Source organism: Methylocystis sp., assembly GCF_051062815.1.
GTDB lineage: Bacteria > Pseudomonadota > Alphaproteobacteria > Rhizobiales > Beijerinckiaceae > Methylocystis.
Genome location: NZ_JBPFDU010000034.1, coordinates 18,775 through 38,357, shown reverse-complemented (window position 1 = coordinate 38,357; position 19,583 = coordinate 18,775). Strand labels below are relative to the sequence as shown.

20 protein-coding genes are annotated in these 19,583 nt (G+C 62.7%); 10 read left to right on the top strand and 10 right to left on the bottom strand.

The window, feature by feature from the left end; translation table 11 throughout:
• The first annotated feature begins 43 nt into the window (after positions 1–43).
• From ACR65W_RS05455 to ligD, 7 genes are all read left to right on the top strand, one after another.
• The gene (locus ACR65W_RS05455; RefSeq protein WP_434498193.1) at positions 44–1,768 is read left to right on the top strand and encodes a thiamine pyrophosphate-binding protein; all 1,725 of its coding nucleotides are present in this window, start codon (positions 44–46) and stop codon (positions 1,766–1,768) included.
• Between the two features lie 13 nt (positions 1,769–1,781).
• The gene (locus tag ACR65W_RS05450) at positions 1,782–2,339 is read left to right on the top strand and encodes a carboxymuconolactone decarboxylase (RefSeq protein WP_434498192.1); all 558 of its coding nucleotides are present in this window, start codon (positions 1,782–1,784) and stop codon (positions 2,337–2,339) included.
• Between the two features lie 173 nt (positions 2,340–2,512).
• Positions 2,513–2,896 carry a hypothetical protein gene (locus ACR65W_RS05445; RefSeq protein WP_434498191.1) on the top strand — a complete coding sequence of 128 codons (384 nt, stop codon included), beginning with the start codon at positions 2,513–2,515 and terminating at the stop codon, positions 2,894–2,896.
• Between the two features lie 359 nt (positions 2,897–3,255).
• Entirely contained in the window at positions 3,256–3,576 is a 321-nt protein-coding gene (locus ACR65W_RS05440; RefSeq protein WP_434498190.1) for a hypothetical protein, read from the top strand.
• Between the two features lie 18 nt (positions 3,577–3,594).
• Entirely contained in the window at positions 3,595–4,080 is a 486-nt protein-coding gene (locus tag ACR65W_RS05435; protein ID WP_434498189.1) for a hypothetical protein, read from the top strand.
• 45 nt (positions 4,081–4,125) lie between these two features.
• The gene (locus ACR65W_RS05430; RefSeq protein WP_434498188.1) at positions 4,126–4,986 is read left to right on the top strand and encodes a Ku protein; all 861 of its coding nucleotides are present in this window, start codon (positions 4,126–4,128) and stop codon (positions 4,984–4,986) included.
• A gap of 6 nt (positions 4,987–4,992) precedes the next feature.
• The gene (gene ligD, locus ACR65W_RS05425) at positions 4,993–7,551 is read left to right on the top strand and encodes a DNA ligase D (protein ID WP_434498187.1); all 2,559 of its coding nucleotides are present in this window, start codon (positions 4,993–4,995) and stop codon (positions 7,549–7,551) included.
• Here the strand turns inward: ligD and ACR65W_RS05420 are convergent.
• Positions 7,548–8,354, bottom strand: a complete 807-nt coding sequence (locus tag ACR65W_RS05420) for a Ku protein (protein ID WP_434498186.1) — start codon at positions 8,352–8,354, stop codon at positions 7,548–7,550. The genes ligD and ACR65W_RS05420 overlap by 4 nt on opposite strands.
• A gap of 197 nt (positions 8,355–8,551) precedes the next feature.
• Here ACR65W_RS05420 and ACR65W_RS05415 point away from each other — a divergent pair, with 197 nt between their 5' ends.
• A complete protein-coding gene (locus ACR65W_RS05415; protein WP_434498185.1) occupies positions 8,552–8,761 on the top strand; it encodes a NepR family anti-sigma factor in 210 nt (69 codons plus the stop codon).
• Between the two features lie 147 nt (positions 8,762–8,908).
• Here ACR65W_RS05415 and ACR65W_RS05410 read toward each other — a convergent pair whose 3' ends face one another.
• The 9 genes from ACR65W_RS05410 to ACR65W_RS05370 all read right to left on the bottom strand — a co-directional run bounded on the left by ACR65W_RS05410 (position 8,909) and on the right by ACR65W_RS05370 (position 17,225).
• The gene (locus ACR65W_RS05410; protein WP_434498184.1) at positions 8,909–9,070 is read right to left on the bottom strand and encodes a hypothetical protein; all 162 of its coding nucleotides are present in this window, start codon (positions 9,068–9,070) and stop codon (positions 8,909–8,911) included.
• A 185-nt stretch (positions 9,071–9,255) separates the two neighbouring features.
• The gene (locus ACR65W_RS05405) at positions 9,256–9,459 is read right to left on the bottom strand and encodes a CsbD family protein (RefSeq protein ID WP_175093419.1); all 204 of its coding nucleotides are present in this window, start codon (positions 9,457–9,459) and stop codon (positions 9,256–9,258) included.
• A gap of 110 nt (positions 9,460–9,569) precedes the next feature.
• Positions 9,570–10,085 carry a YchJ family protein gene (locus ACR65W_RS05400; protein WP_434498183.1) on the bottom strand — a complete coding sequence of 172 codons (516 nt, stop codon included), beginning with the start codon at positions 10,083–10,085 and terminating at the stop codon, positions 9,570–9,572.
• 115 nt (positions 10,086–10,200) lie between these two features.
• Positions 10,201–10,473 (bottom strand): formate dehydrogenase subunit delta, encoded by a 273-nt coding sequence (locus tag ACR65W_RS05395; RefSeq protein ID WP_434498182.1) that lies wholly within the window; start codon positions 10,471–10,473, stop codon positions 10,201–10,203.
• A complete protein-coding gene (gene fdhD / locus ACR65W_RS05390) occupies positions 10,463–11,290 on the bottom strand; it encodes a formate dehydrogenase accessory sulfurtransferase FdhD (RefSeq protein WP_434498181.1) in 828 nt (275 codons plus the stop codon). Before fdhD ends, ACR65W_RS05395 begins: the two co-directional genes overlap by 11 nt.
• Positions 11,287–14,166: a formate dehydrogenase subunit alpha gene (gene fdhF, locus ACR65W_RS05385; protein WP_434498180.1), complete on the bottom strand. Its 2,880-nt coding sequence runs from the start codon at positions 14,164–14,166 to the stop codon at positions 11,287–11,289. The genes fdhD and fdhF overlap by 4 nt, the downstream gene beginning before the upstream one ends.
• A 10-nt stretch (positions 14,167–14,176) precedes the next feature.
• Complete coding sequence (locus ACR65W_RS05380) at positions 14,177–15,727, bottom strand: formate dehydrogenase beta subunit (RefSeq protein ID WP_434498179.1); 1,551 nt, start codon at positions 15,725–15,727, stop codon at positions 14,177–14,179.
• Positions 15,727–16,200, bottom strand: a complete 474-nt coding sequence (locus ACR65W_RS05375; RefSeq protein WP_123177019.1) for a formate dehydrogenase subunit gamma — start codon at positions 16,198–16,200, stop codon at positions 15,727–15,729. Before ACR65W_RS05375 ends, ACR65W_RS05380 begins: the two co-directional genes overlap by 1 nt.
• Positions 16,201–16,325: 125 nt before the next feature.
• Positions 16,326–17,225, bottom strand: coding sequence for a LysR family transcriptional regulator (locus ACR65W_RS05370; protein WP_434498213.1), 900 nt, complete (start codon positions 17,223–17,225; stop codon positions 16,326–16,328).
• A gap of 245 nt (positions 17,226–17,470) precedes the next feature.
• Here ACR65W_RS05370 and ACR65W_RS05365 point away from each other — a divergent pair, with 245 nt between their 5' ends.
• The gene (locus ACR65W_RS05365; RefSeq protein WP_434498178.1) at positions 17,471–18,871 is read left to right on the top strand and encodes a histidine kinase; all 1,401 of its coding nucleotides are present in this window, start codon (positions 17,471–17,473) and stop codon (positions 18,869–18,871) included.
• The gene (locus ACR65W_RS05360; protein WP_434498176.1) at positions 18,868–19,512 is read left to right on the top strand and encodes a response regulator; all 645 of its coding nucleotides are present in this window, start codon (positions 18,868–18,870) and stop codon (positions 19,510–19,512) included. Before ACR65W_RS05365 ends, ACR65W_RS05360 begins: the two co-directional genes overlap by 4 nt.
• The last annotated feature ends 71 nt before the right edge of the window (positions 19,513–19,583 follow it).

The window sequence follows — 19,583 nt, the reverse complement described above, 5'->3', positions numbered from 1 at the left end:
TGCGCTTTTTTCATGCGCGCCTGACGCGTCAATGGAGCTGGGAATGCACCTAGGGGTCGATTTTATCCTCGAAGCGCTGGCGCGCGAAGGACTCGACCATGTGTTCATGGTGCCCGGCGGGCTCGTCGATCCTTTTCTGCCGGCTTTCGGACGACAGGAGGCGCTGACGCCGATCGTCGCCGCGCAAGAAGGCGGGGCCGCCTATATGGCCGACGGCTACGCGCGGGCGAGCGGAAATTTCGGCGCCGCGCTTTGCATCGGCGGCCCCGGCCTCACCAATACCGTCACCGCGGTGGCGACCGCGCAATCCGATGGCTCGCCGCTACTTCTGATGAGCGGCGAAGTGGCGACTGTCCTCGAGGGCTTGGGCGTATTTCAGGACGCAAGCCCCCAGACGCTCGACGACGTCGCGATCATGAAGCCGCTGACGCGCTATTCCTCTTCGGTCGACAATCCGAAGAATATGCCGCATCTGTTTGAGCACGCCCTGCTACATCTTCGCACCCGTCCCGCTGCGCCCGTGCACCTCTCATTGCCTGGCGACTGCCTGGCCGCAGAGATTTCCGTCAGCCATACGCCGATCGATCGGGCCTTGGTCGATTACAACGCGCTGTCGATGGCGGCCGCCGAGTCGTCGCTGCAGCATTTTCATGGCGGTTCTGGCGGCAAGTCGCCCGTCAAAATCGCCATATTGGCCGGCGCGGGCGTCGAGCACTCGAAAGCCGCCAATGCGCTGAAGGAATTCGCCGAGACTTGGCGCATTCCCGTCGCGACGACGCTGCGCGGAAAGGGCGTCTTCCCGGAGGATCATCCTCTCTCGCTCGGCGTGTTCGGCTATGCGGGGACGCACCACTCCCGCGCCGCCTTGATGGACCCCTCGCTCGATCTGCTGATCATTCTGGGGTCAGGACTGAACGAGCGCGACACGATGCATTGGGCGCTCCAAGTCAAACCCAATAAGACGATCTGCGTGAACTTGCTGCCCTCCGCAATCGGGACGCATGTCCAGGACGGCGGGATCGTTGGCAGCTGCGGCGCCTATCTTCGCTATCTGCTCGATCAAAGCGACAAGTTGCGCGCGGCTCTCGAGCCGACTCTCTCCGCACGCGCGGCTTGGATGTCCGAGATCCGCTCCCAACCGCGCCTGCAGGATCCGGAAAACTGCGAGAGCGATGCGGTTCCGATTCATCCGGCGCGAGTCATCAGCGAGCTGAGAAAGGCATTCCCGCGCGACGGCGTTCTGGTGGTGGATTCCGGCGCCCATCGCGCCTTCGCCGGCCATTACTGGGAAGCTTACGAACCCAAAACCTACGTATCCGCCACAAATCTCGGGCCGATGGGCTGGGCGATCGGCGCTGCGATCGGCGTGCAATGCGCACAGCCGCGCCGCCGCGTGGCGGTCGTCACGGGCGATGGATGCATGCGCATGGGCGGCATGGAAATCGCCACCGCGGCGCGCTACCAGCTGCCGGTGATCTATGTCGTCATCAACAATGCCGCGCTCGGCAATGTCTGGTTGCGCGCGCATGGGCTCGGTCCAACGCCCGACGAATTGACGCGATTGCCGGATCACGACTGGGCGGGTTTTGCGCAGGCCTTGGGCTCTCGCGCTGAAACCGTGCGCTCTCCGGGCGATCTTGCCGGCGCATTCGAGAGAGCATTGCAGGGAGAAGGCCCCTGCCTCATCGACGTCAAAGCCGACAAGGCCTTCACGACGCCGGTGAAGGACTGGGCCGAGGCCATTGCGGCCTATTCCTACCACGAGTGACAAGGGACGGCCGATGGCTCAATTGCCTTTTGATCCTTCGACGATGTCGCCAGCCGATCGCGCGCGCTACGACCGCATGGTCGAACGGCGGAAGGCGCAAGGCGCGGGCTTCGGCGGTCCTTACGCCGCCCTGATGAACCATCCGCAGCTTTGCGAAAAGATCGAGGACCTCGGCTATTATTTGAAGTTCCAGGGCCATCTGCCCCGCGAGGTGTATCAGTTTATCGTGCTGTTCGTCGCGCGTCGGACCGGCGCCGCCTTCGAATGGGTTGATCATGTTCAGCATGCCGAAGCGGCGGGCGTTCCATCCTCGTTGATCAGCGCTCTGGAAAAAGGCGACGACTTAGGCGCCGTCGCGTCGTCGCCCTATGATCTTGTCGCCGAGGTGCTGGCGTCGACATTGTCCTGGCGAAATATTCCGCAGAACGTTCAGGACGAAGCCATCAAGGCGTTCGGCGTCGAAGGGTTTATCGAACTCGTCGTCCTGTCCGGTTTTTATCAGATGTTTTCGGCGATCAACCAGGGTTTCCACGTCGCATTGCCGCCAGGCGTCGAGAAGCCGTTCAAGTAAATTGCGCATCGCCCGTTTCGTTACGCGCGGTGTTTAGCAGCCGCACCGAGCCTCGAGCTGCACGATACGCGACTGCGCGGATCTTTCGGAACATAGAACCCTTCAAATCAGTTTTCATCCTGACGGGCGGCCTTGGCCGAACCCAGGAATTGAGATTTAGGAGCATGGAATCAATGGATGCATTAGCTGAAAATGGCAAGGACCCCATTATCTGCGCCGACGACGAATGCAGTTTCGGCGATGCATCGAATCCACCGGCGCGGCCGGATAATTCCGTCGATTTAGAGCCGCCAACACGGGCTCGCTCCACGGTCGCCCAAGTGAAGGATTCGATGAGGGAGGCGATCGATAGCATCGTACAGTCGGGGACGACCGATCAAATGCGCGGCTATGCCAACGAAGCCATGGGCAAGACCAAGTTGACCCTCGGGCTCGCCACGCAGTCAACCCATCTCACGCTCACTGGTCTCGCGCAGATCGTCGTTGGTGAATTTCAAAAAACGATCGGCGAAGCGAAACTTGCTGAGGACGGGAAGGACATCTTTCCGGAACTGTGACGACGTTGCTCCCGCCAACAGGCGGGATCGGCGCGAACCCTCGCTCGATCTCCAGAGAATTTCTTCGTGGGCGCTCATTGGCATATTCTTGCTGACGCTCGTCGTCGCGATGAGAGCCTGGCCCGCTGTTAGCGCCGCTCGTTTCGGCAAGCGAGCTGGCTTTCATGCTCGGACTTTGGGTGACCGCCTTCGCGACGCCTCTGCTCATCGCCGGAACAGTGACCTTCGGCCACGTGTTCCCTCAGCACGAGATCCATCTTCCAGAGTAGCGCGCGCCACTTGGGACGCGGCGAGGAACAATCAACCGATCTGGAAGTTCAGTATTCGCCCAGCGGGGCAGTAACAGCGGAGAAGAGGGCATGAGCATAACATCTCAAGTCACGAACAAGGTCCAGGAGGCGCAAGACGCCGTAACCAAGGCGTCGGCGAACGCCGCCGCGAAGGCCGCCTCCATCGCCGACGACGTCAGCGCAAAGGTCGATGAAACCATGGAGAGGGCTGACGCCGCGTTAACGACAGTGAGCGAGCAATCTCGGCAAGTCGCGGAGAAGGCCAGGTCGGCGGGCGAAGGGCTGAAGACAACGGTCGAGGGCGTGGTGCGCGAACAGCCGGTGACGGCGCTGTTGCTTGCTGTCGCTGGTGGATTTCTCGTCGGGGCCATGTGGAAGGGCCGTGGCTAATCTCGGGCGGGCAAGATCATGATGTTGGATCCGCTATTCCACCGGGTCGACGAGAGTATCGCGAACGCGACGCGTAGCGCGTCGCGTCTCGCCATCGTCGCGACCCTCGCGCTGCTCGCACTCGGCTTCGCAACCGCCGCCGCTCACGCCTACGCCATGAGGACGTGGGGAGAGATCGCCGGCAACCTCGTCCTCGCCGGAGCTTTTCTCTTCGTGGCTCTCATCGTTTATCTCGCGACAAAGGACTCCGTCCCGCCGGAAACTCAAGCTCGAGCGGCTGAACTCGAACAGAGCAGCTTTTCGCAGCTCCCCTTCGTTGATCAGCTGTTCAAGCCGGACGGAAACCTGATGCGCTCGATCGGCTCGATGGCGCCTGTCGCGGCGAAAGCAGTGGCCGAACGCGTGGCGCCCAACCTCCATCTGATCATCGGCGCCGCCATCGGACTGATGCTTGCGTCGAAAATCTCAGAAAAGCTTGACAGTACGAAGTCTCCGGAAGCGTAATCAGCGGGCGAGCGTTCAGCCGCCCGCGAGCGTACGAGGTTTGCGTTGTCGCCGAGAGCGAACTGGAAGGGCTCTCTGAAGATTGCGGAGCTCACCTGTCCGGTGGCGCTCTACTCCGCGACGTCGACGTCTGACAGGATCGCGTTCCACACGATCAACCGATCGACCGGTCACCGCGTGCGGCGGACCTTTGTCGACAGCGACACGGGCGAACCTGTCGAGTCCGGCGATCAAGTCAAAGGCTATGAGGTCGGCAAGAACGAATATGTCGTTCTCGAACCGGAGGAAATCGCTCAGGCGACGCCAAAAAGCGTTAAGACTCTCGCCATAGACACATTCGTGGATTGCGGCGAAATCGACGCCGTCTATTTCGACAAGCCCTACTATCTGTCCCCCTCGCAAAGCGACGCGAACGAACTTTTCGTTCTGATCCGCGAGGGCATGCGCAGGAACAAAGTCGCGGCCCTGGCGAAGACCGTGCTCTTCAGGCGCGCGCGCACCGTTCTGATCAGCGCTTATGGCGACGGGCTTCTCGCGACCACGCTGAACTTCGATTATGAGGTGCGCTCGGCGCAGCAGGCGTTCGACGACGTGCCCGAGGTTAAAGTTCAGGGCGAAATGCTTCAGCTCGCCAAGCACATTATCGACACCAAGCGGGGCGCGTTCGACCCATCTACGTTCGAAGACCGCTATGAGGCCGCCCTCGCCGAGTTCGTAAAAGCGAAGCTGGAAGGCAAGCCGATCGCGCCGCCGCGTAAGGCTCGGGAAGCCAAGGTCGTCAATCTGCTCGAGGCGCTGCGCGAGAGCGCGGCGCTTTCCGAGCAGAGCGACAAAGCTGCAGCCAAGAAGCGAGCGGCGCAGCCTCGCAAGACCAGGACGGCCGCGACACGGCGGAAAGCGAGCTGACCTCGCATGTCGCTTGCCGATTACCGTAAGAAGCGCGACTTTGGGGCGACGCGCGAGCCGAAGGGGCGAGGCGCCCGAAAGACCGGCAGCAGCTTCGTCGTCCAGAAACATGCCGCAAGGCGGCTGCACTACGATCTTCGCCTGGAGATGGACGGCGTTTTGAAAAGCTGGGCTGTGACCAGAGGCCCAAGTCTCGTGCCCGGCGAGAAGCGCCTTGCCGTTCACGTCGAGGACCATCCTCTCGACTATCGCAATTTCGAAGGCGTCATTCCAGAAGGCCAATATGGCGCCGGCGAAGTGATCGTGTGGGACAAGGGCGTGTGGATTCCCGAAGGCGACCCGCATAAGGGCTATGCCAAGGGCCATCTCGATTTCGAGCTGCGCGGCGAAAAGCTCGGCGGCCGATGGCATCTCGTACGCATGGCGCGAAAGCCGCGCGAGAAGCATGACAACTGGCTTCTCATCAAAAGCGAAGACGAATTTGCGCGAACGCCTAAGGATGAAGACATACTCGACGAAATGCCGCGCTCGGTCGACACCGGGCGCACGATCGGCGATGTCGCAGAAGGCAAGCCGGCGCGGCGCTCCAAGAAAAGCGCCATGCCGAAGCAGAGCGCCGCGTCGCGCTTGGATAAAGCGAGTTCCCTTGCGACGCCGCAAGCGGCTGCGGCCGACATCTACCCGTCACGTCTCAAGGGCGCAAAGAAGGCGCCGCTGCCGAGTTTCGTTGCGCCGATGCAGGCCAGTTCCGGCGCCGCGCCATCGCGCAAGGAATGGATTCACGAAATCAAATTCGACGGCTATCGCGTGCAGGCGCGCATCGAGGCGGGACGCGTAAGGCTGCTCTCGCGCAGCGGTCTCGACTGGACGAAGAAATTTGGCGATGAGATAGCGTCGGCGCTGCGCGCCCTGCCTCTCGGCGCCGGGCTCATCGACGGCGAGATCGTCGTCGAAACGAATTCGGGCGCGTCGGATTTCTCCGCGCTGCAGGCCGATCTGAGCGCAGGGCGCACCGATCGCTTCGTCTATTGGGTCTTCGATCTTCTTTACCTCGACGGCTACGATCTGCGCAGCGCAACCTTGCTGGAACGCAAACGGTTGCTGGAAAGACTCTTGGGCGCCGAGGCCAACGACAAGGTTCGTCTGAGTCTTCACTTTGAGGACAGCGGCGCGGTCGTGCTGGCGCACGCGTGTCGGCTCGGCCTCGAAGGCGTGGTGTCGAAACTGCGGGATTCGCCCTATCGCTCCGGCCGCGTGAAGAGCTGGATAAAGGCCAAATGCTTCGCGAGGCAGGAATTCGTCGTCGCCGGCTATACGCCATCGACGGTGTCGCGCCGGGCGATCGGCGCCCTCGTGCTTGGCGTCTACCAGAATGGCGTCCTTTGCCACGTTGGCCGCGTTGGGACGGGATTTACGGCGGATATGGCGCATGAGCTTTTCACGAAGCTCGATCCCATGCGCGTCTCCTCGAATCCCTTTGGCGCGCGGCTCAGCGCGGACGCGGCGCGCCATGTGCGCTACGTGCGGCCCGAGCTGGTGGCCGAAGTCGAATTTCGCGGCTGGACGGGCGATCAAAATCTTCGGCACGCCTCCTTTCGCGGTCTGCGCGAAGATAAGGACGCGCGCGACGTCGTCCGCGAAAAGGCGCCGCCCGTTGAGCGGGCGACAGCGGCGAGAGCGGAGCAGAGCGTCGTGAGGCTCACCCATCCCGATCGGCTCTATTGGCCGGACCAAGGCGTCACCAAACAGGGGCTGGCGGATTACTACGCCGACATCTGGCGCTATATCGCGCCCTTCATCGTCAATCGCCCGCTGGCGCTGCTGCGCTGCCCCAACGGCGTCGAGGGAGAGAAGTTCTTCCAGAAACACGCTTGGAAGGGCATCGATCCGAACATCGTGCTCATCGACGATCCGAAAGGCGAAGAGGAGCCCCTGCTCAGCATCAAGGACCTCAACGGCCTGATCGCGCTCGTTCAATCCGGCGCCTTGGAAATTCATCCCTGGGGCTCGACGGCGTCTGATTGGGAGCGTCCTGACGTCATCATCATGGATCTCGATCCCGGCGAACAGGTCGCGTGGGAGTCGGTCATTGCGGCCGCGGAAGAAACGCGGGACCGTCTCCAAGCCCTTGGGCTCGCCGCCTTCGTGAAAACATCCGGCGGAAAGGGGCTTCATGTGGTGGCGCCCGTGACGCCTAAAGCGGAATGGCCAGAGGTGAAGGCTTTCACCAAAAGCATCGCCGATGCGATGACACATGACAGCCCGAGCAAATATGTTGCAACGATCACGAAATCGAAGCGCCGCGGCAAGATACTCGTCGACTATCTGCGCAATCAGCGCGGCGCAACGGCCGTCGCGCCCTACTCCACGCGCGCCCGTCCCGGCGCCGCCGTGTCGATGCCGCTCGCCTGGGACGAACTGAGTCCGGCGATCGGACCTGACTATTTCACGATCGTGAAAACCCTCGCGCGCCTCGAGTCGCTGCAGAGCGATCCCTGGGGAGACTTTCGTCAAGCGGCGGCGCCGATCGAAACGCCGAACGCGCGGAGAAAGAGAAAAGCCTAGCGACGTTTGGCGCCGCGCTTTTCCGCATCGATGCTCTTGCGGAGCGCATCCATGATATTGACGACGTTGCTCGGAGCCGCCGACGCCTGTTTTTTGCCGCGAGCGGGTGTGTGCTCCTTCTTCTTTCCAGAAATAATATCCAGCAACTGCGCTTGCACGGGATCATGGGTCATCGCCGGATCCCAGTGAGTCTTGCGCTCCTCGATCAATTTGGAAATCAGGTTGAGAGCTTTCGCGTTCGGCGTCTCGGCGCCAATCTTGTCGAGGTAGTCCTTCGGATCGCGCACCTCGTCGGCGAAGCGCAATGTCCATAGCACAAGCCCCTTGTCGCGCGGCTCGACCATCACGGCGCGCTCGCGTCGATACATCACGAGCCGCGAAAGGCCGACTGTGCCCGTCGCCTTCATCGCGTCGCGAATGACGGAAAAGGCCTCAACGCCGATCGGATCGTCGGGCGCAAGATAGTGGGGCTTATCGAACCAAATCCAGTCGACGCTCGCGGCCGGCGCAAAGGTCTCGATATCGATCGTTCGCGTGCTTTCGAGGCTTAGGGCGTCAAGCTCCTCATCTTCAAGCAGCACGTAATCGTCTTCGCCGCGCGGATAACCCTTCGCCGCATCGTCTTCGCCGATCGGCGCGCCGGAGACCGCGTCGACATATTGGCTGACGACGCGGTTGCCAGTATTTCGATTAAGGATGTGGAAGCGAACTTTCTCGCCTTCAGTCGTGGCCGGCGTCATCGCGACCGGACAGGTCACAAGCGAAAGCTTCAAATAGCCTTTCCAGAATGACCGCGGCGCCATTCTAAACCCCTCCGAGGGCAGGGAACTCTCCCATAACGTTCCGTCGAACGCATCGTTCCGCTTCCGCCCTCTTCGCCGCGCGCCTTGGGAACATTTGGCCCTCGAATATTGTTGAATTCAAGCATGACTCATCATCTGCCCGTTGTCATTGGAGTCGACGGCTCCCACATCGGGAACGCCGCCCAAGGGCTCTTCAAATGGAAAAGAAGGCTGAAAGGCAAACGACGCATGGCCGCCGGGGCGCGCCCAGGGCGCAGCGATATGACGCGCCCCAGCTCTCTTTCCTTGGGATCGATGGGGAATTGACCTCCGGGCTGCGCGACATGTACGCGACAAGCCTCTTAGAACCCATGCCGGATAAGTTTGTCGACTTACTCGTACGACTTTCGACGTCGGCAGCCAAATAGATTGGGGAGCTTGCTCCGGCGCGCTCCTGAAAACGCGCGACCGGCGCCTTGAGTTGAGTCGCGCTGAAGCGACTAAAAAACAATGGACAAAAAAAATGATTGCCTGTCGTTCAACAGGCAATCATCGCGGATCAATCGTCGAGGGAGTCATTTTCGGTTGCGCAGCCAATGTTCGATCTCCGCTTGTCGCGGTTCGCGAACATGAATGAGACGCTCCCGCGGCGCTTCGACTTGCGACAAAAGCAGCGTCTTGGCCAACGCTTCCACAATGCGCCGCCAGTCTAATCCAAGTTTCGGCTTCGAACTCATTTCGGCTCTCCTTTCATCGGAGAAGGATAAGAAAACAACTCTCCCTTTTTAAGAATGTTCCAAAATGCCGGCAAAGCTCGGTGCTCCCCTCCTGGCCGAAGGAATGGCGGGCGCGCGCCGCTTAAAAAGCCCGAACCTAAGCGCCAGGAGACGGCGTCGCGCCAAGCTTGCGGCGCGCTAAGGATTCACGACTTCAGAGTCTTCAGCCAGGTGTCCACCTCTTCGCGAATGCGGTCCCGCCCTTCGCCGTAGCGTTCTTGGAGAACGCCCTCAAACTGCTCGCGCTTGCCGTCCATGCGCGCGAGATCGTCGTCGGTCAGTTCCGCCCACTTCTCTCTCACCTTGCCCTTGAACTGTTTCCAGTTGCCTTCGACACGATTCCAATCCATCGCCGTTCTCCCAAGGTTAAGGAGCGCTCCACGCCGACGGAACGCGGGCGCAACCGCTTTGTTCCAGGATACTGGCTGCAGGTGAATCGAATCGTAGCGCTCATCGCCGTTTACGCGGCGACGCCGCAACACTTCTTGAACTTCTTGCCGGAGCCGCACGGACAAGGATCGTTACGGCCCGCCTGCTTGCCCTTCACGACGGGCGCGCTCTTGCGATTGGCCTCTTCGAGGAAATACCAGCGGCCATCCTGCGCGTCACGTCGAAACAGCGATCGCTCCCGATGCGCATAGCGTTCGCCTTCGCTGGAGAAGTGCGCGACGAATTCGACGTAGCCGGTTTCATCGCCCTGCTGCCCCTGTTCCGTCGACAGGATCTCGAGTCCAAGCCATTGCGAGCTGCGCGACCAATGCGTGATGGCCTTGCGATCGAAATCGTAACGCGACTCCGGCGCCAAGGAGTCGACAAGGTAGTCGATGTCGCCCAGTGCGAAGGCGGTGTAACGTGAGCGCATGAGCGCTTCAGCGCTTGGCGCCGGCAGTTTCTCTTCGATGTAACGAGCGCAGCAGGCCGAATAGGAATGCTTTTGCGCGTCCATCGCGCGGCAGGGACATGTCTGGTCGGTCATCGCTCAGTCGTAGCATGAATGATCGCGCGGCTGCGCCTGGGTCTCAGACCTAGGCGACGAACGCGCCGACGTCCAATAGTATTGCGAATCGGCGGCTTGCGCCCTCGAGCGTTCGTCAGCCGTCGGCGCCGCCTTCGCCGGGAGGCAGTTCGGAAGCAGCGGCGCCCGCCGCGTGTTTGAGGCGCTTCACCGCCTCCATCGCGATCGGATCGAGCCCGGCGCCGCCGTGATCGACATGCGCGAGAATGGCGTTCCGCATACGCGGGTCCCAGAACCTCCTCAAGTGATCCGTCATGCTCGCGACGCCTTCGGGATGCTTCTGAGCCATGAAGAACGTGCCGATCTGGTTAGCCATTCTGACGAGCTTATCGACCGAATCATGCGACATGTGCGGAAACCTGTTCGAGGATGCGTCCTGGATGGGTGAAGACTTCGAAGTCGCGGCCGCGCATGACCGCAACGAGCGTCATGCCGCAGTGCTGCGCGTTGCGCACCGCGAGCGCGGTCGGCGCCGAGACGGCGGCGATGATCGGCGCGCCCATGCGTGCAGCCTTTTGCACAAGTTCGACCGATACGCGGCTCGTCATCAGCACCACGCCTTGCTTGGCGGCGATGGCTTGGCGCGTCAAGGCGCCGGCGAGCTTGTCGAGGGCGTTGTGGCGGCCGACGTCCTCGCGCGCGATCAGCGCGCCGGAAGCTGGATTCCAAAAGGCCGCGGCGTGAATGGCGCGGGTTTCCTGATTATATTTCTGAGCCGCGGGCAGACGGCCCATCGCCTCGATCAAGGCGTCGGCGCGCACCGATAAAGCATTGTCGAGCGTCGGTAGAACGCGGGTCGCCGCCTCCAGACTCTCGATGCCGCAAAGACCGCAGCCCGTCGGTCCCGCCATCGAACGGCGCCGCTCGACATAGGCTTCCTGCCGACCGCCCTTGAGCCAGGCGCGTAGTTCAATGCCGGCGTCGGAGACGACGATCTCGACGTCGCCCGCCTGCTCCGGAGAATCGATCAGCCCCTCCGTCAGCGCGAAGCCGATCGCGAAATCCTCGAGATCCGCCGGCGTCGCCATCATCACCGCATGGGTGGAGCCGCCAAAGGTGAAGGCGACCGGCGTCTCTTCGGGGATCACGCGAGAAGAACGCGCCATCACATCGTGACGGCGCGCCAGGCATTCCACCCGTAGTGTCGGCGACGGCGTCTCCGTCATTCCGCCGCGTCGATCGTGCTCGCGATGCGACGGCTCTGCTCCGTCAGCTCGCGATACTGATGCTGCCAGTCGGTCGGTCCGTTGGTGGTCGAGACCTGAACCGCCGTGACCTTGTACTCGGGACAATTGGTGGCCCAATCGGAATTGTCGGTCGTGACCACATTGGCCTGCGTGGTCGGATGATGGAACGTCGTATAGACGACGCCCGGCGCGACACGATCCGTGATCTTGGCGCGCAAGGTCGTCTCGCCGGCGCGGCTCGCGACCTTCACCCAGTCGCCGTCGCGCACGCCGCGATCCTCGGCGTCATGCGGGTGGATCTCGAGGACGTCCTCGGGATGCCACTGGCTGTTCTCGGTGCGTCGCGTCTGCGCGCCGACATTGTATTGCGACAGGATGCGGCCGGTCGTGAGCAGCAACGGGAACCGCGGCCCCACCTTCTCCTCGGTCGGAACATATTCGGTGATGACGAATTTGCCCTTGCCGCGCGCGAAGCTTTCGGTGTGCATGATCGGCATGCCTTCCGGCGACTGATCGTTGCACGGCCACTGCACGGAGCCGACCTCGGCGAGACGCTTGAACGAAACGCCCGCGAAGGACGGCGTCAGCCGCGCGATCTCGTCCATAATCTCGCTGGCGTTGGCGTAGTTCCAATTTAGTCCCAGCTTGTTGGCGAGCAGCTGGGTGACTTCCCAGTCCGCGTAGCCATTCTTCGGCGACATCACCTTGGCGACGCGCTGAATGCGGCGCTCGGCGTTGGTGAAGGTGCCGTCCTTCTCGAGGAAGGTCGCGCCCGGCAGGAAGACATGCGCGTAGTTCGCGGTCTCGACCAGGAAGAGATCCTGCACGATGACGATGTCCATATTCGCTAGCGCGCGCGACACATGGCGCGTATCGGGGTCGGACTGCAGAATGTCCTCGCCTTGGACATAAAGTCCCTTGAACGTGCCTTCGATCGCCGCGTCGAACATGTTGGGAATGCGCAGGCCCGGCTCCGGATCGAGGGAGACGCCCCAATCCTTCTCGAACGCCTGGCGCGCCGCATCGTTGGAGATGTGGCGATAGCCCGGCAACTCGTGCGGGAACGAGCCCATGTCGCAGGAGCCCTGCACATTGTTCTGACCGCGCAGCGGATTCACGCCGACGCCGCGGCGGCCGAGATTGCCGGTCGCCATGGCGAGATTGGCGATGCCCATGACGGTGGTGGAGCCTTGGCTATGCTCCGTCACGCCAAGGCCGTAGTAGATCGCCCCATTGCCGCCGGAGGCGTAAAGACGCGCGGCGCCGCGAATGTCGGCGGCCGGCACGCCCAGCACGCTTTCAAGCGCCTCGGGGCTGTAGCGGTCGTTGGCGACGAAGGCGGCCCAGTCCTGATATTCGTCCCAGTCGCAGCGCGCCTTCACGAAATCCAGATTGGCGAGATTTTCTGTCACGATGACATGCGCCAGCGCCGTGACCATCGCGACATTGGTGCCGGGCTTGAGCGGCAGATGGTAATCCGCCTCGATGTGGGGCGACTTCACGAGGTCGATACGGCGCGGATCGATGACGATCAGCTTGGCGCCCTCGCGCAGGCGCTTCTTCATGCGCGAGCCGAACACCGGATGCGCGTCGGTCGGATTGGCGCCCATGACGAGAATGACATCGGCGTCGTCGACCGAGTCGAAATCCTGCGTGCCGGCGGAGGTGCCGAAGGCCTGCGCCAGGCCATAGCCCGTCGGCGAATGGCAGACGCGCGCGCAAGTGTCGGTATTGTTGTTGCGGAAGCCTTGACGCGCGAGCTTCTGAACGAGGTAGCTCTCCTCATTCGTGCAGCGCGACGAGGTGATCACGCCCACGGAATTCTTGCCATATTTCTCCTGCGCCGCCTTCAGCCGGTCGGCGGCGAAGCCGACCGCTTCGTCCCACGAGACGACGCGCCAGGGCTGGTCGATCGATTCGCGGATCATCGGATTAAGAATTCGGTCGCCGTGATGGGCGTAGCCATAGGCGAAGCGGCCCTTGACGCAGCTATGGCCATGGTTGGCCTTGCCGTCCTTCCAGGGAACCATGCGGACGACTTCCTCGCCGCGCATCTCCGCCTTGAAGGTGCAGCCGACGCCGCAATAGGCGCAGGTCGTGACCTCGGAATGCTCGGGCTGGCCGACGGCCACGACCGATTTCTCGATCAGCGTCGCGGTCGGACAGGCCTGAACGCAAGCGCCGCAGGACACGCATTCCGATTCCATGAAGGCTTCGTCCATGCCGGCCGAAACGCGCGATTCGAAACCGCGACCCGATATCGTCAGCGCAAAGGTGCCTTGCACTTCCTCGCAGGCGCGCACGCAGCGGTTACAGACGATGCACTTGGACGGATCATAGCTGAAATAGGGATTCGACTCGTCCTTCGGCTTCCAGTCGAAATTCACTTCGCCGCTATTGCGCGCAAAGACGTGATTGGCGCCGTCATAACCGTAGCGGACGTCGCGCAGGCCCACCGCGCCCGCCATGTCCTGCAGCTCGCAATCGCCATTGGCCGCGCAGGTCAGACAATCGAGCGGATGGTCGGAAATATAAAGCTCCATCACGCCGCGGCGGATCGCGGCGAGCCGCGGGGTTTGCGTCTTGACCGAGATGCCGGGCGCAACCGGCGTCGTGCAGGAGGCCGGCGTGCCGTTGCGGCCCTCGACCTCGATGACGCAGAGCCGGCAGGAGCCGAACGCCTTGATGCTGTCGGTGGCGCAGAGCTTCGGGATTTCGGTGCCAACCTCCATCGCCGCGCGCATGATCGACGTGCCCTCGGGCACGGTGACGCTCTTACCGTCAATGGTCAGCGTGACCGATTTTACGGATGGCGATTCGGGCGTGCCGTAATCGATTTCTTTGATAAGCGTCATGGCGGCTACCTCACTCGGCGGCTTCAAGGGCCGGCTTGCGGAAGTCCTCGGGGAAATGTCGAAGCGCGCTCTCGACCGGATACGGCGCGAAGCCGCCCAATGCACAGAGCGAGCCAAACTTCATCGTGTGGCAGAGATCCTTGAGGAGCTCGATATTCGCATCGACGTCCATGCCGTTGCGAATCTTGTCGATCGTCTCGACGCCGCGCGTCGATCCGAGTCGGCACGGCGTGCACTTGCCGCAGCTCTCGATGGCGCAGAACTCCATGCCAAAGCGCGCCATCCAGGACATGTCGACGGTGTCGTCGAATACGACGAGGCCGCCATGGCCGATGAGACTGTCCTTGGCGGCGAAGGCTTCATAGTCGATCGGAAGGTCGAAAAGCGACACGGGCACATAGGCGCCGAGCGGGCCGCCAACCTGAACCGCCCGGACGGGACGACCCGAGCGGGTGCCGCCGCCGATTTCGTTGACGACCACGCCGAGCGGAATCCCGAAGTCCGTCTCGAAGAGGCCGCCATATTTAACGTTGCCGGCGATCTGCAGCGGCATGGTGCCGCGCGAGCGGCCGACGCCGAGATCGGCGTAATGCTTCGCGCCCTTTTCCATGATCATCGGTATGGTGGCCATGGACAGCACGTTGTTGATGACCGTCGGCTTGCCGAAGAGCCCGACATGGGCCGGCAGCGGCGGCTTGGCGCGCACGATGCCGCGCTTGCCCTCGAGAGATTCGAGCAGCGAGGTCTCCTCGCCGCAAACATAAGCGCCGGCGCCGATGCGCAGTTCGACGTCGAAGTCGAAACCCGAGCCCTTGATGTTCTTGCCGAGCCAGCCCGCCTCAAGCGCCTTCTCGATCGCCGCCTGAAAGACCTTGGCGACGATCGGATATTCGGAGCGCAGATAGACATAGCCCTTGGAGGCGCCGACGGCGTATCCGCAAATCAGCATGCCTTCGATCAGCGAGAGCGGATCGCCTTCCATGATCATGCGGTCGGCGAAAGTGCCGGAATCGCCCTCGTCGGCGTTGACGACCACATATTTCTGGCCCGGCGGACAGTCCGCCACGGTCTTCCATTTGATGCCTGTCGGAAAGCCCGCGCCACCGCGGCCGCGCAGGCCCGACTTCGTGACCTCTTCGACGACGGCCACGGGCCCGATCTCGAAGGCGCGCGTGAGGCCCTTGAATCCCTCATGCGCCTCATATTCGGCGACCGACAGCGGATCGATGACGCCACAACGAACGAAGGTGACGCGGTTCTGCTTCTTCATCCAGGGATGTTCGTCGACGATCCCGATGTTCAGCAGATGCGCGCCGCCGGTGAGGAGCCCGGCGTCAAACAGCGACGCGACGTCCTTGACCTTGGCCGGCCCATAACCGACACGGCCCGCGGGAGTCTCCACCTCGATCAGGGGCTCGAGCCAGAGCATTCCACGCGAGCCGTTTCTCACGATCTCGACTGTTTCGCCGCGGGCCGCAGCCTCTTGCGCGACGGCGGCGGCCAGTTTGTCGGCGCCCATCGCAACGGCGGCCATATCCAGCGGGATGTAAAGCTTCACCATCAGTCGCGCGCCTCCGCGGCGATTTCGTCAAGCATTTCAGCGTCGACGCGGCCGATCGGCTCGCCGTCGTAAAGCGCTGAAGGGCTGTGGGCGCACAGCCCCAGACAATAAACCGGCTCAACCGAAAGGGCTCCGTCCGGCGTCGTTCCGCCCCAGTCAAGCTTCAACTTGTCGAGAAACGCCCGCGCCTGTCGCTCCGCTCCCATAGATTGGCAGGATTCGGCCCGGCAGATCTTGAGCGTATGGCGGCCATGCGGAGCGCGGTGAAAGTCGTGATAAAAGGTGACGACGCCATGCATTTCGGCGCGCGAAATATTGAGCGCCTCGGCCATTTCCTTGACGGCGGCGTCGGGCACATAGCCAAATTCTTTTTGAAGCGCGTGCAGAATGGGCATCGCGGGTCCCTCAAGACCCATATGGGCGGCGATGATTTCCCGCGCGCGCTCGTCGCTATACTGAGCAGCGCCAGACATTTCTTCCCTTTCAGTCCGGACGTTGCGCATATGCGGTCGTCCTATTTAGACTAATTCCGAGAACACTGCCGGAAATCCAAGGCCCGATCAATAGCGACCATCCGTTGTGCGATAGGGCGATCCTATCAACCGTCGAGCGTGTGGCTTTCAGCAAGCTTCTTGGCCTCCGAGACCAAGGCGGCGACCAGTGGAATCACCGGTTCGCGCTGCGGCGCCACAAGGCCGATTTCATGCACAGCCTCCGGCTCAACGATGGGGATGGACCGCAACGGCGCCGCCACGTTTAGGGTCTTCGCGAGCTTCTCCGGCAGCACCGTGGCCCAGTGGCCGGATCTCACATGGTCGAAGAGCAAGATGACATCGTTCGACTCGAGGATCGGCATGGGCTCGGAACCGCCCTTGCGAATAAGCTGCTCGACGATGCGACGGTTCTGCATGTCCGGCGTGAGAAGACAGAGATCGATGCGACCGACCTCGCCCCATGTCACCCGGTCGCGGTTCCCAAGTGGATTGTCGGCGAAGGTCAGCAGCCGGTAGCGTTCGGAGCAGAGCGGCACCGTGCGCACGCGGCCAAGCGGCTCATTGTCGAGATAAGTAATGCCGGCGTCGATCTCAAGATTATCGAGCATGGTCAGCACCTCGCTCGACGACGCGGAGATCACGGAAAAGCGCACCCCCGGATGCTTCTCGCGATAGGGCGTCGTCAGCGCCGAGACAATGCCAAGCGCGGTCGGGATGACGGCGATCTTCAGCTGGCCGGTCAGGCCTTCCTTGAGCGTGCGAACTTCCTGGCGCATCGCCCGCGCGTCGCCGACGATGCGCTTCGCCCATTCGAGCACCCGTTCGCCTTCGGCGGTCAGGCCGTGGAAGCGCGAGGAACGGTTGACGAGCAACACGCCGAGCGAATCTTCGAGCTGCTTGACGCCGGCCGAGAGCGTGGGCTGGGTGACGCCGCAAATCTCCGCCGCGCGCGAAAAGCTCTTCTCCTTTGCGACGGCGATGAGGAATTCAAGCTTGTCGATCACGACCGAGTCCACAATCGGGTCGCCAGGACGCAGCATCCAGGGCGTCACTGGCGCTTTCGTCAACCCGCATGGGCGTCACATTAGCATATCCGCCCAGGCCGCGCCGAAATTTCGAAACGAATCCAAATCGCTCGCGCGCCACTAGGCAATTTGCCCGATCAGGGCCTAAGCGCATGATGCGCGTTGGACCTCCTTTCGATTCCTGCTCTACTGAGCGACGGGTTTTTTTGTCGGGGGATGCGCCGATGCGGTTGATCGTTGGGCTCGTCTTGCAGCTTGTCGGCATCACCCTCATCTGCCTTACGCTGACCGCGGGCTGGGTGATGGTCGACGCGCATCGCGCAATCGAAACGGAAGCGGCGACGTCCGCCGAGCGCGTCGCACACCAGCTCGAAAATCTCTACTGGTATGCCATCCGCTGGCGGGGCAGCATGCGGCGTGACAACATTTTGCCCGTCCCCGACTGGGAGTCGCTTTCGACCTTGAAGCTCGTTTCGCCGGGCGTCTGCGTCAGCTATGCGCCGGGGGACGACGAGCCGCAAACCCTTTGCAGCCAGCTCGAGGGCGTCGGCTCCGCCGCGCCGGCATGGTTTGCTGCGGCCTATGAGCGCGTCTTCGGCGCGCATGCGCCGATCATTCGGCCCTTGACCGTGCGGCAACCGGAAACCGGCGCAATCCTCGTCAGGGCGGACGCCGGCGCGGCCATCCGACAAGCCTGGCGGCAGATCTCGATCATCGTCGGCGTTGCGGCCTCGATGGCGGTCTGCATTTGCCTCTTGGCCGCGGTCGCCATCGTCCACGCTCTGGCGCCGACCCGGGCCATCGTCCGCGGGCTGCGCCAGTTGGAGCAAGGGAATTACGCCACCCGGCTAAACGCCATCACGAAAAGCGAGTTCGGCCTGATCGCGCGCGCCGTTAACGACCTTGCCGAGCGGCTGGCGCGGACGACGGCGGAGCGCGCCGCGCTCACGAAGCGGCTGTTCGAGGTCCAGGAGGAGGAACGCCGCGCGCTCGCCCGCGACCTGCACGATGAATTCGGCCAGTGCCTGACGGCGACCCTCGCCTTCGCCGGCTCGATCGAGACGGCGGCGGCTAAGAGTGACCCGGGCGTCGCCGAGGACGCCCGCTCAATCGGGCGCGTCGCCAAGCGCATGATGACGACCCTGCGCGACGCGCTTGCCCGGCTGCGCTCGCAAGACCTCGACGAACTCGGGCTCGAAGCCTGTCTCGTCCAGCTCGCGGCGAGCTGGAACGCCAAAGCGGGACGAAAGGCGGTCATCCACCTGCGGCTCACGGGCGACCTCTCCAACCTTCCTCAGACGATTTCGACGAGCCTCTATCGCATCGCGCAGGAATGTCTGACCAACGCCATGCGGCACGGCGACTCGAAAAACGTCTATCTGCGCGTCGAGCGCGCGGCGGCGGCCGACGGGCTCGTCGCGCTGACGGTCGAGGATGATGGCGGCGGCGACGCCTCCCGCCTCGCCGCCGCCTCCGGCCACGGCATTCTCGGGATTCGCGAGCGCATCGCGGCTTTTGGCGGAAGTCTGTCGATCAGCGACGCCACGAAAGGCGTGCGCGTCGTCGCCCGCATTCCGCTCATCGCCGTCGCGCCGGCGCCGATGAAAGGTCTCGCGCTCGCATGACCACAATTCTTCTCGTCGACGACCACCCGATCGTTCGGGAGGGATATCGGCGGCTCTTGGAGCGCCAGCCGGATTACAGAATCGTCGCCGAAGCCGCCAACGCCGCGGAGGCCTATCAGGCCTATCGGAAGGTTTCTCCCGACATCGTCATCATGGATCTTTCTCTCCCGGGCGCGAGCGGCGTCGAAGCGGTCCGCCACATCAGGCAATGGGATAAGAGCGCGCGCATTCTGATCTTCACCATGCATAGCGGCGCGGCCTTTGCGCTGAAAGCGTTTGAGGCCGGCGCATCCGGCTATGTCACCAAAAGCAGCGACGCCGCGGAGCTGCTCCGCGCCGTGGCGATCGTCGCCAGAGGCGGCCGGGCGCTCAGCGACGACGTCGCGCGCGAGATCGCCGCCGAGCGATTGGGCGAGGGCCGCGCGCTCGTCGATGAGCTTGGCCCGAGAGAGACGGAGATCTTGCGGCTCGTCGCGTCGGGCCGAACGACCGAGGACATCGCCAGCACCTTAAATCTCAGTCCGAAAACCGTTCAGAACTACCATTATCAGATCAAATCCAAGATCGGCGCGCGCACCGACGCCCATCTGGTCTGGCTCGCCATCGGCGCAGGACTTATCGGCGACGCGTCGGCGACCTGATCGACCGCCCAAAGGAAATATGCCCAGACCGCCGCAGGCGAAAGGCCGAAGCTTCCAACGCTTCGCGCAGC

Bases quoted from the DNA above. Each gene is read 5' to 3' on its own strand.
- ACR65W_RS05415 (WP_434498185.1), top strand. From the start codon at position 8,552: ATGGAAAAGAAGGCTGAAAGGCAAACGACGCATGGCCGCCGGGGCGCG.
- fdhD (WP_434498181.1), bottom strand. From the start codon at position 11,290: ATGACGGAGACGCCGTCGCCGACACTACGGGTGGAATGCCTGGCGCGC.
- ACR65W_RS05445 (WP_434498191.1), top strand. From the start codon at position 2,513: ATGGATGCATTAGCTGAAAATGGCAAGGACCCCATTATCTGCGCCGAC.
- ACR65W_RS05375 (WP_123177019.1), bottom strand. From the start codon at position 16,200: ATGTCTGGCGCTGCTCAGTATAGCGACGAGCGCGCGCGGGAAATCATC.
- ACR65W_RS05365 (WP_434498178.1), top strand. From the start codon at position 17,471: ATGCGGTTGATCGTTGGGCTCGTCTTGCAGCTTGTCGGCATCACCCTC.
- ACR65W_RS05410 (WP_434498184.1), bottom strand. From the start codon at position 9,070: ATGAGTTCGAAGCCGAAACTTGGATTAGACTGGCGGCGCATTGTGGAA.
- ACR65W_RS05450 (WP_434498192.1), top strand. From the start codon at position 1,782: ATGGCTCAATTGCCTTTTGATCCTTCGACGATGTCGCCAGCCGATCGC.
- ACR65W_RS05435 (WP_434498189.1), top strand. From the start codon at position 3,595: ATGATGTTGGATCCGCTATTCCACCGGGTCGACGAGAGTATCGCGAAC.
- ACR65W_RS05405 (WP_175093419.1), bottom strand. From the start codon at position 9,459: ATGGATTGGAATCGTGTCGAAGGCAACTGGAAACAGTTCAAGGGCAAG.
- ACR65W_RS05395 (WP_434498182.1), bottom strand. From the start codon at position 10,473: ATGTCGCATGATTCGGTCGATAAGCTCGTCAGAATGGCTAACCAGATC.
- ACR65W_RS05455 (WP_434498193.1), top strand. From the start codon at position 44: ATGCACCTAGGGGTCGATTTTATCCTCGAAGCGCTGGCGCGCGAAGGA.
- ACR65W_RS05360 (WP_434498176.1), top strand. From the start codon at position 18,868: ATGACCACAATTCTTCTCGTCGACGACCACCCGATCGTTCGGGAGGGA.
- ACR65W_RS05400 (WP_434498183.1), bottom strand. From the start codon at position 10,085: ATGACCGACCAGACATGTCCCTGCCGCGCGATGGACGCGCAAAAGCAT.
- fdhF (WP_434498180.1), bottom strand. From the start codon at position 14,166: ATGACGCTTATCAAAGAAATCGATTACGGCACGCCCGAATCGCCATCC.
- ligD (WP_434498187.1), top strand. From the start codon at position 4,993: ATGTCGCTTGCCGATTACCGTAAGAAGCGCGACTTTGGGGCGACGCGC.
- ACR65W_RS05440 (WP_434498190.1), top strand. From the start codon at position 3,256: ATGAGCATAACATCTCAAGTCACGAACAAGGTCCAGGAGGCGCAAGAC.
- ACR65W_RS05380 (WP_434498179.1), bottom strand. From the start codon at position 15,727: ATGGTGAAGCTTTACATCCCGCTGGATATGGCCGCCGTTGCGATGGGC.
- ACR65W_RS05420 (WP_434498186.1), bottom strand. From the start codon at position 8,354: ATGGCGCCGCGGTCATTCTGGAAAGGCTATTTGAAGCTTTCGCTTGTG.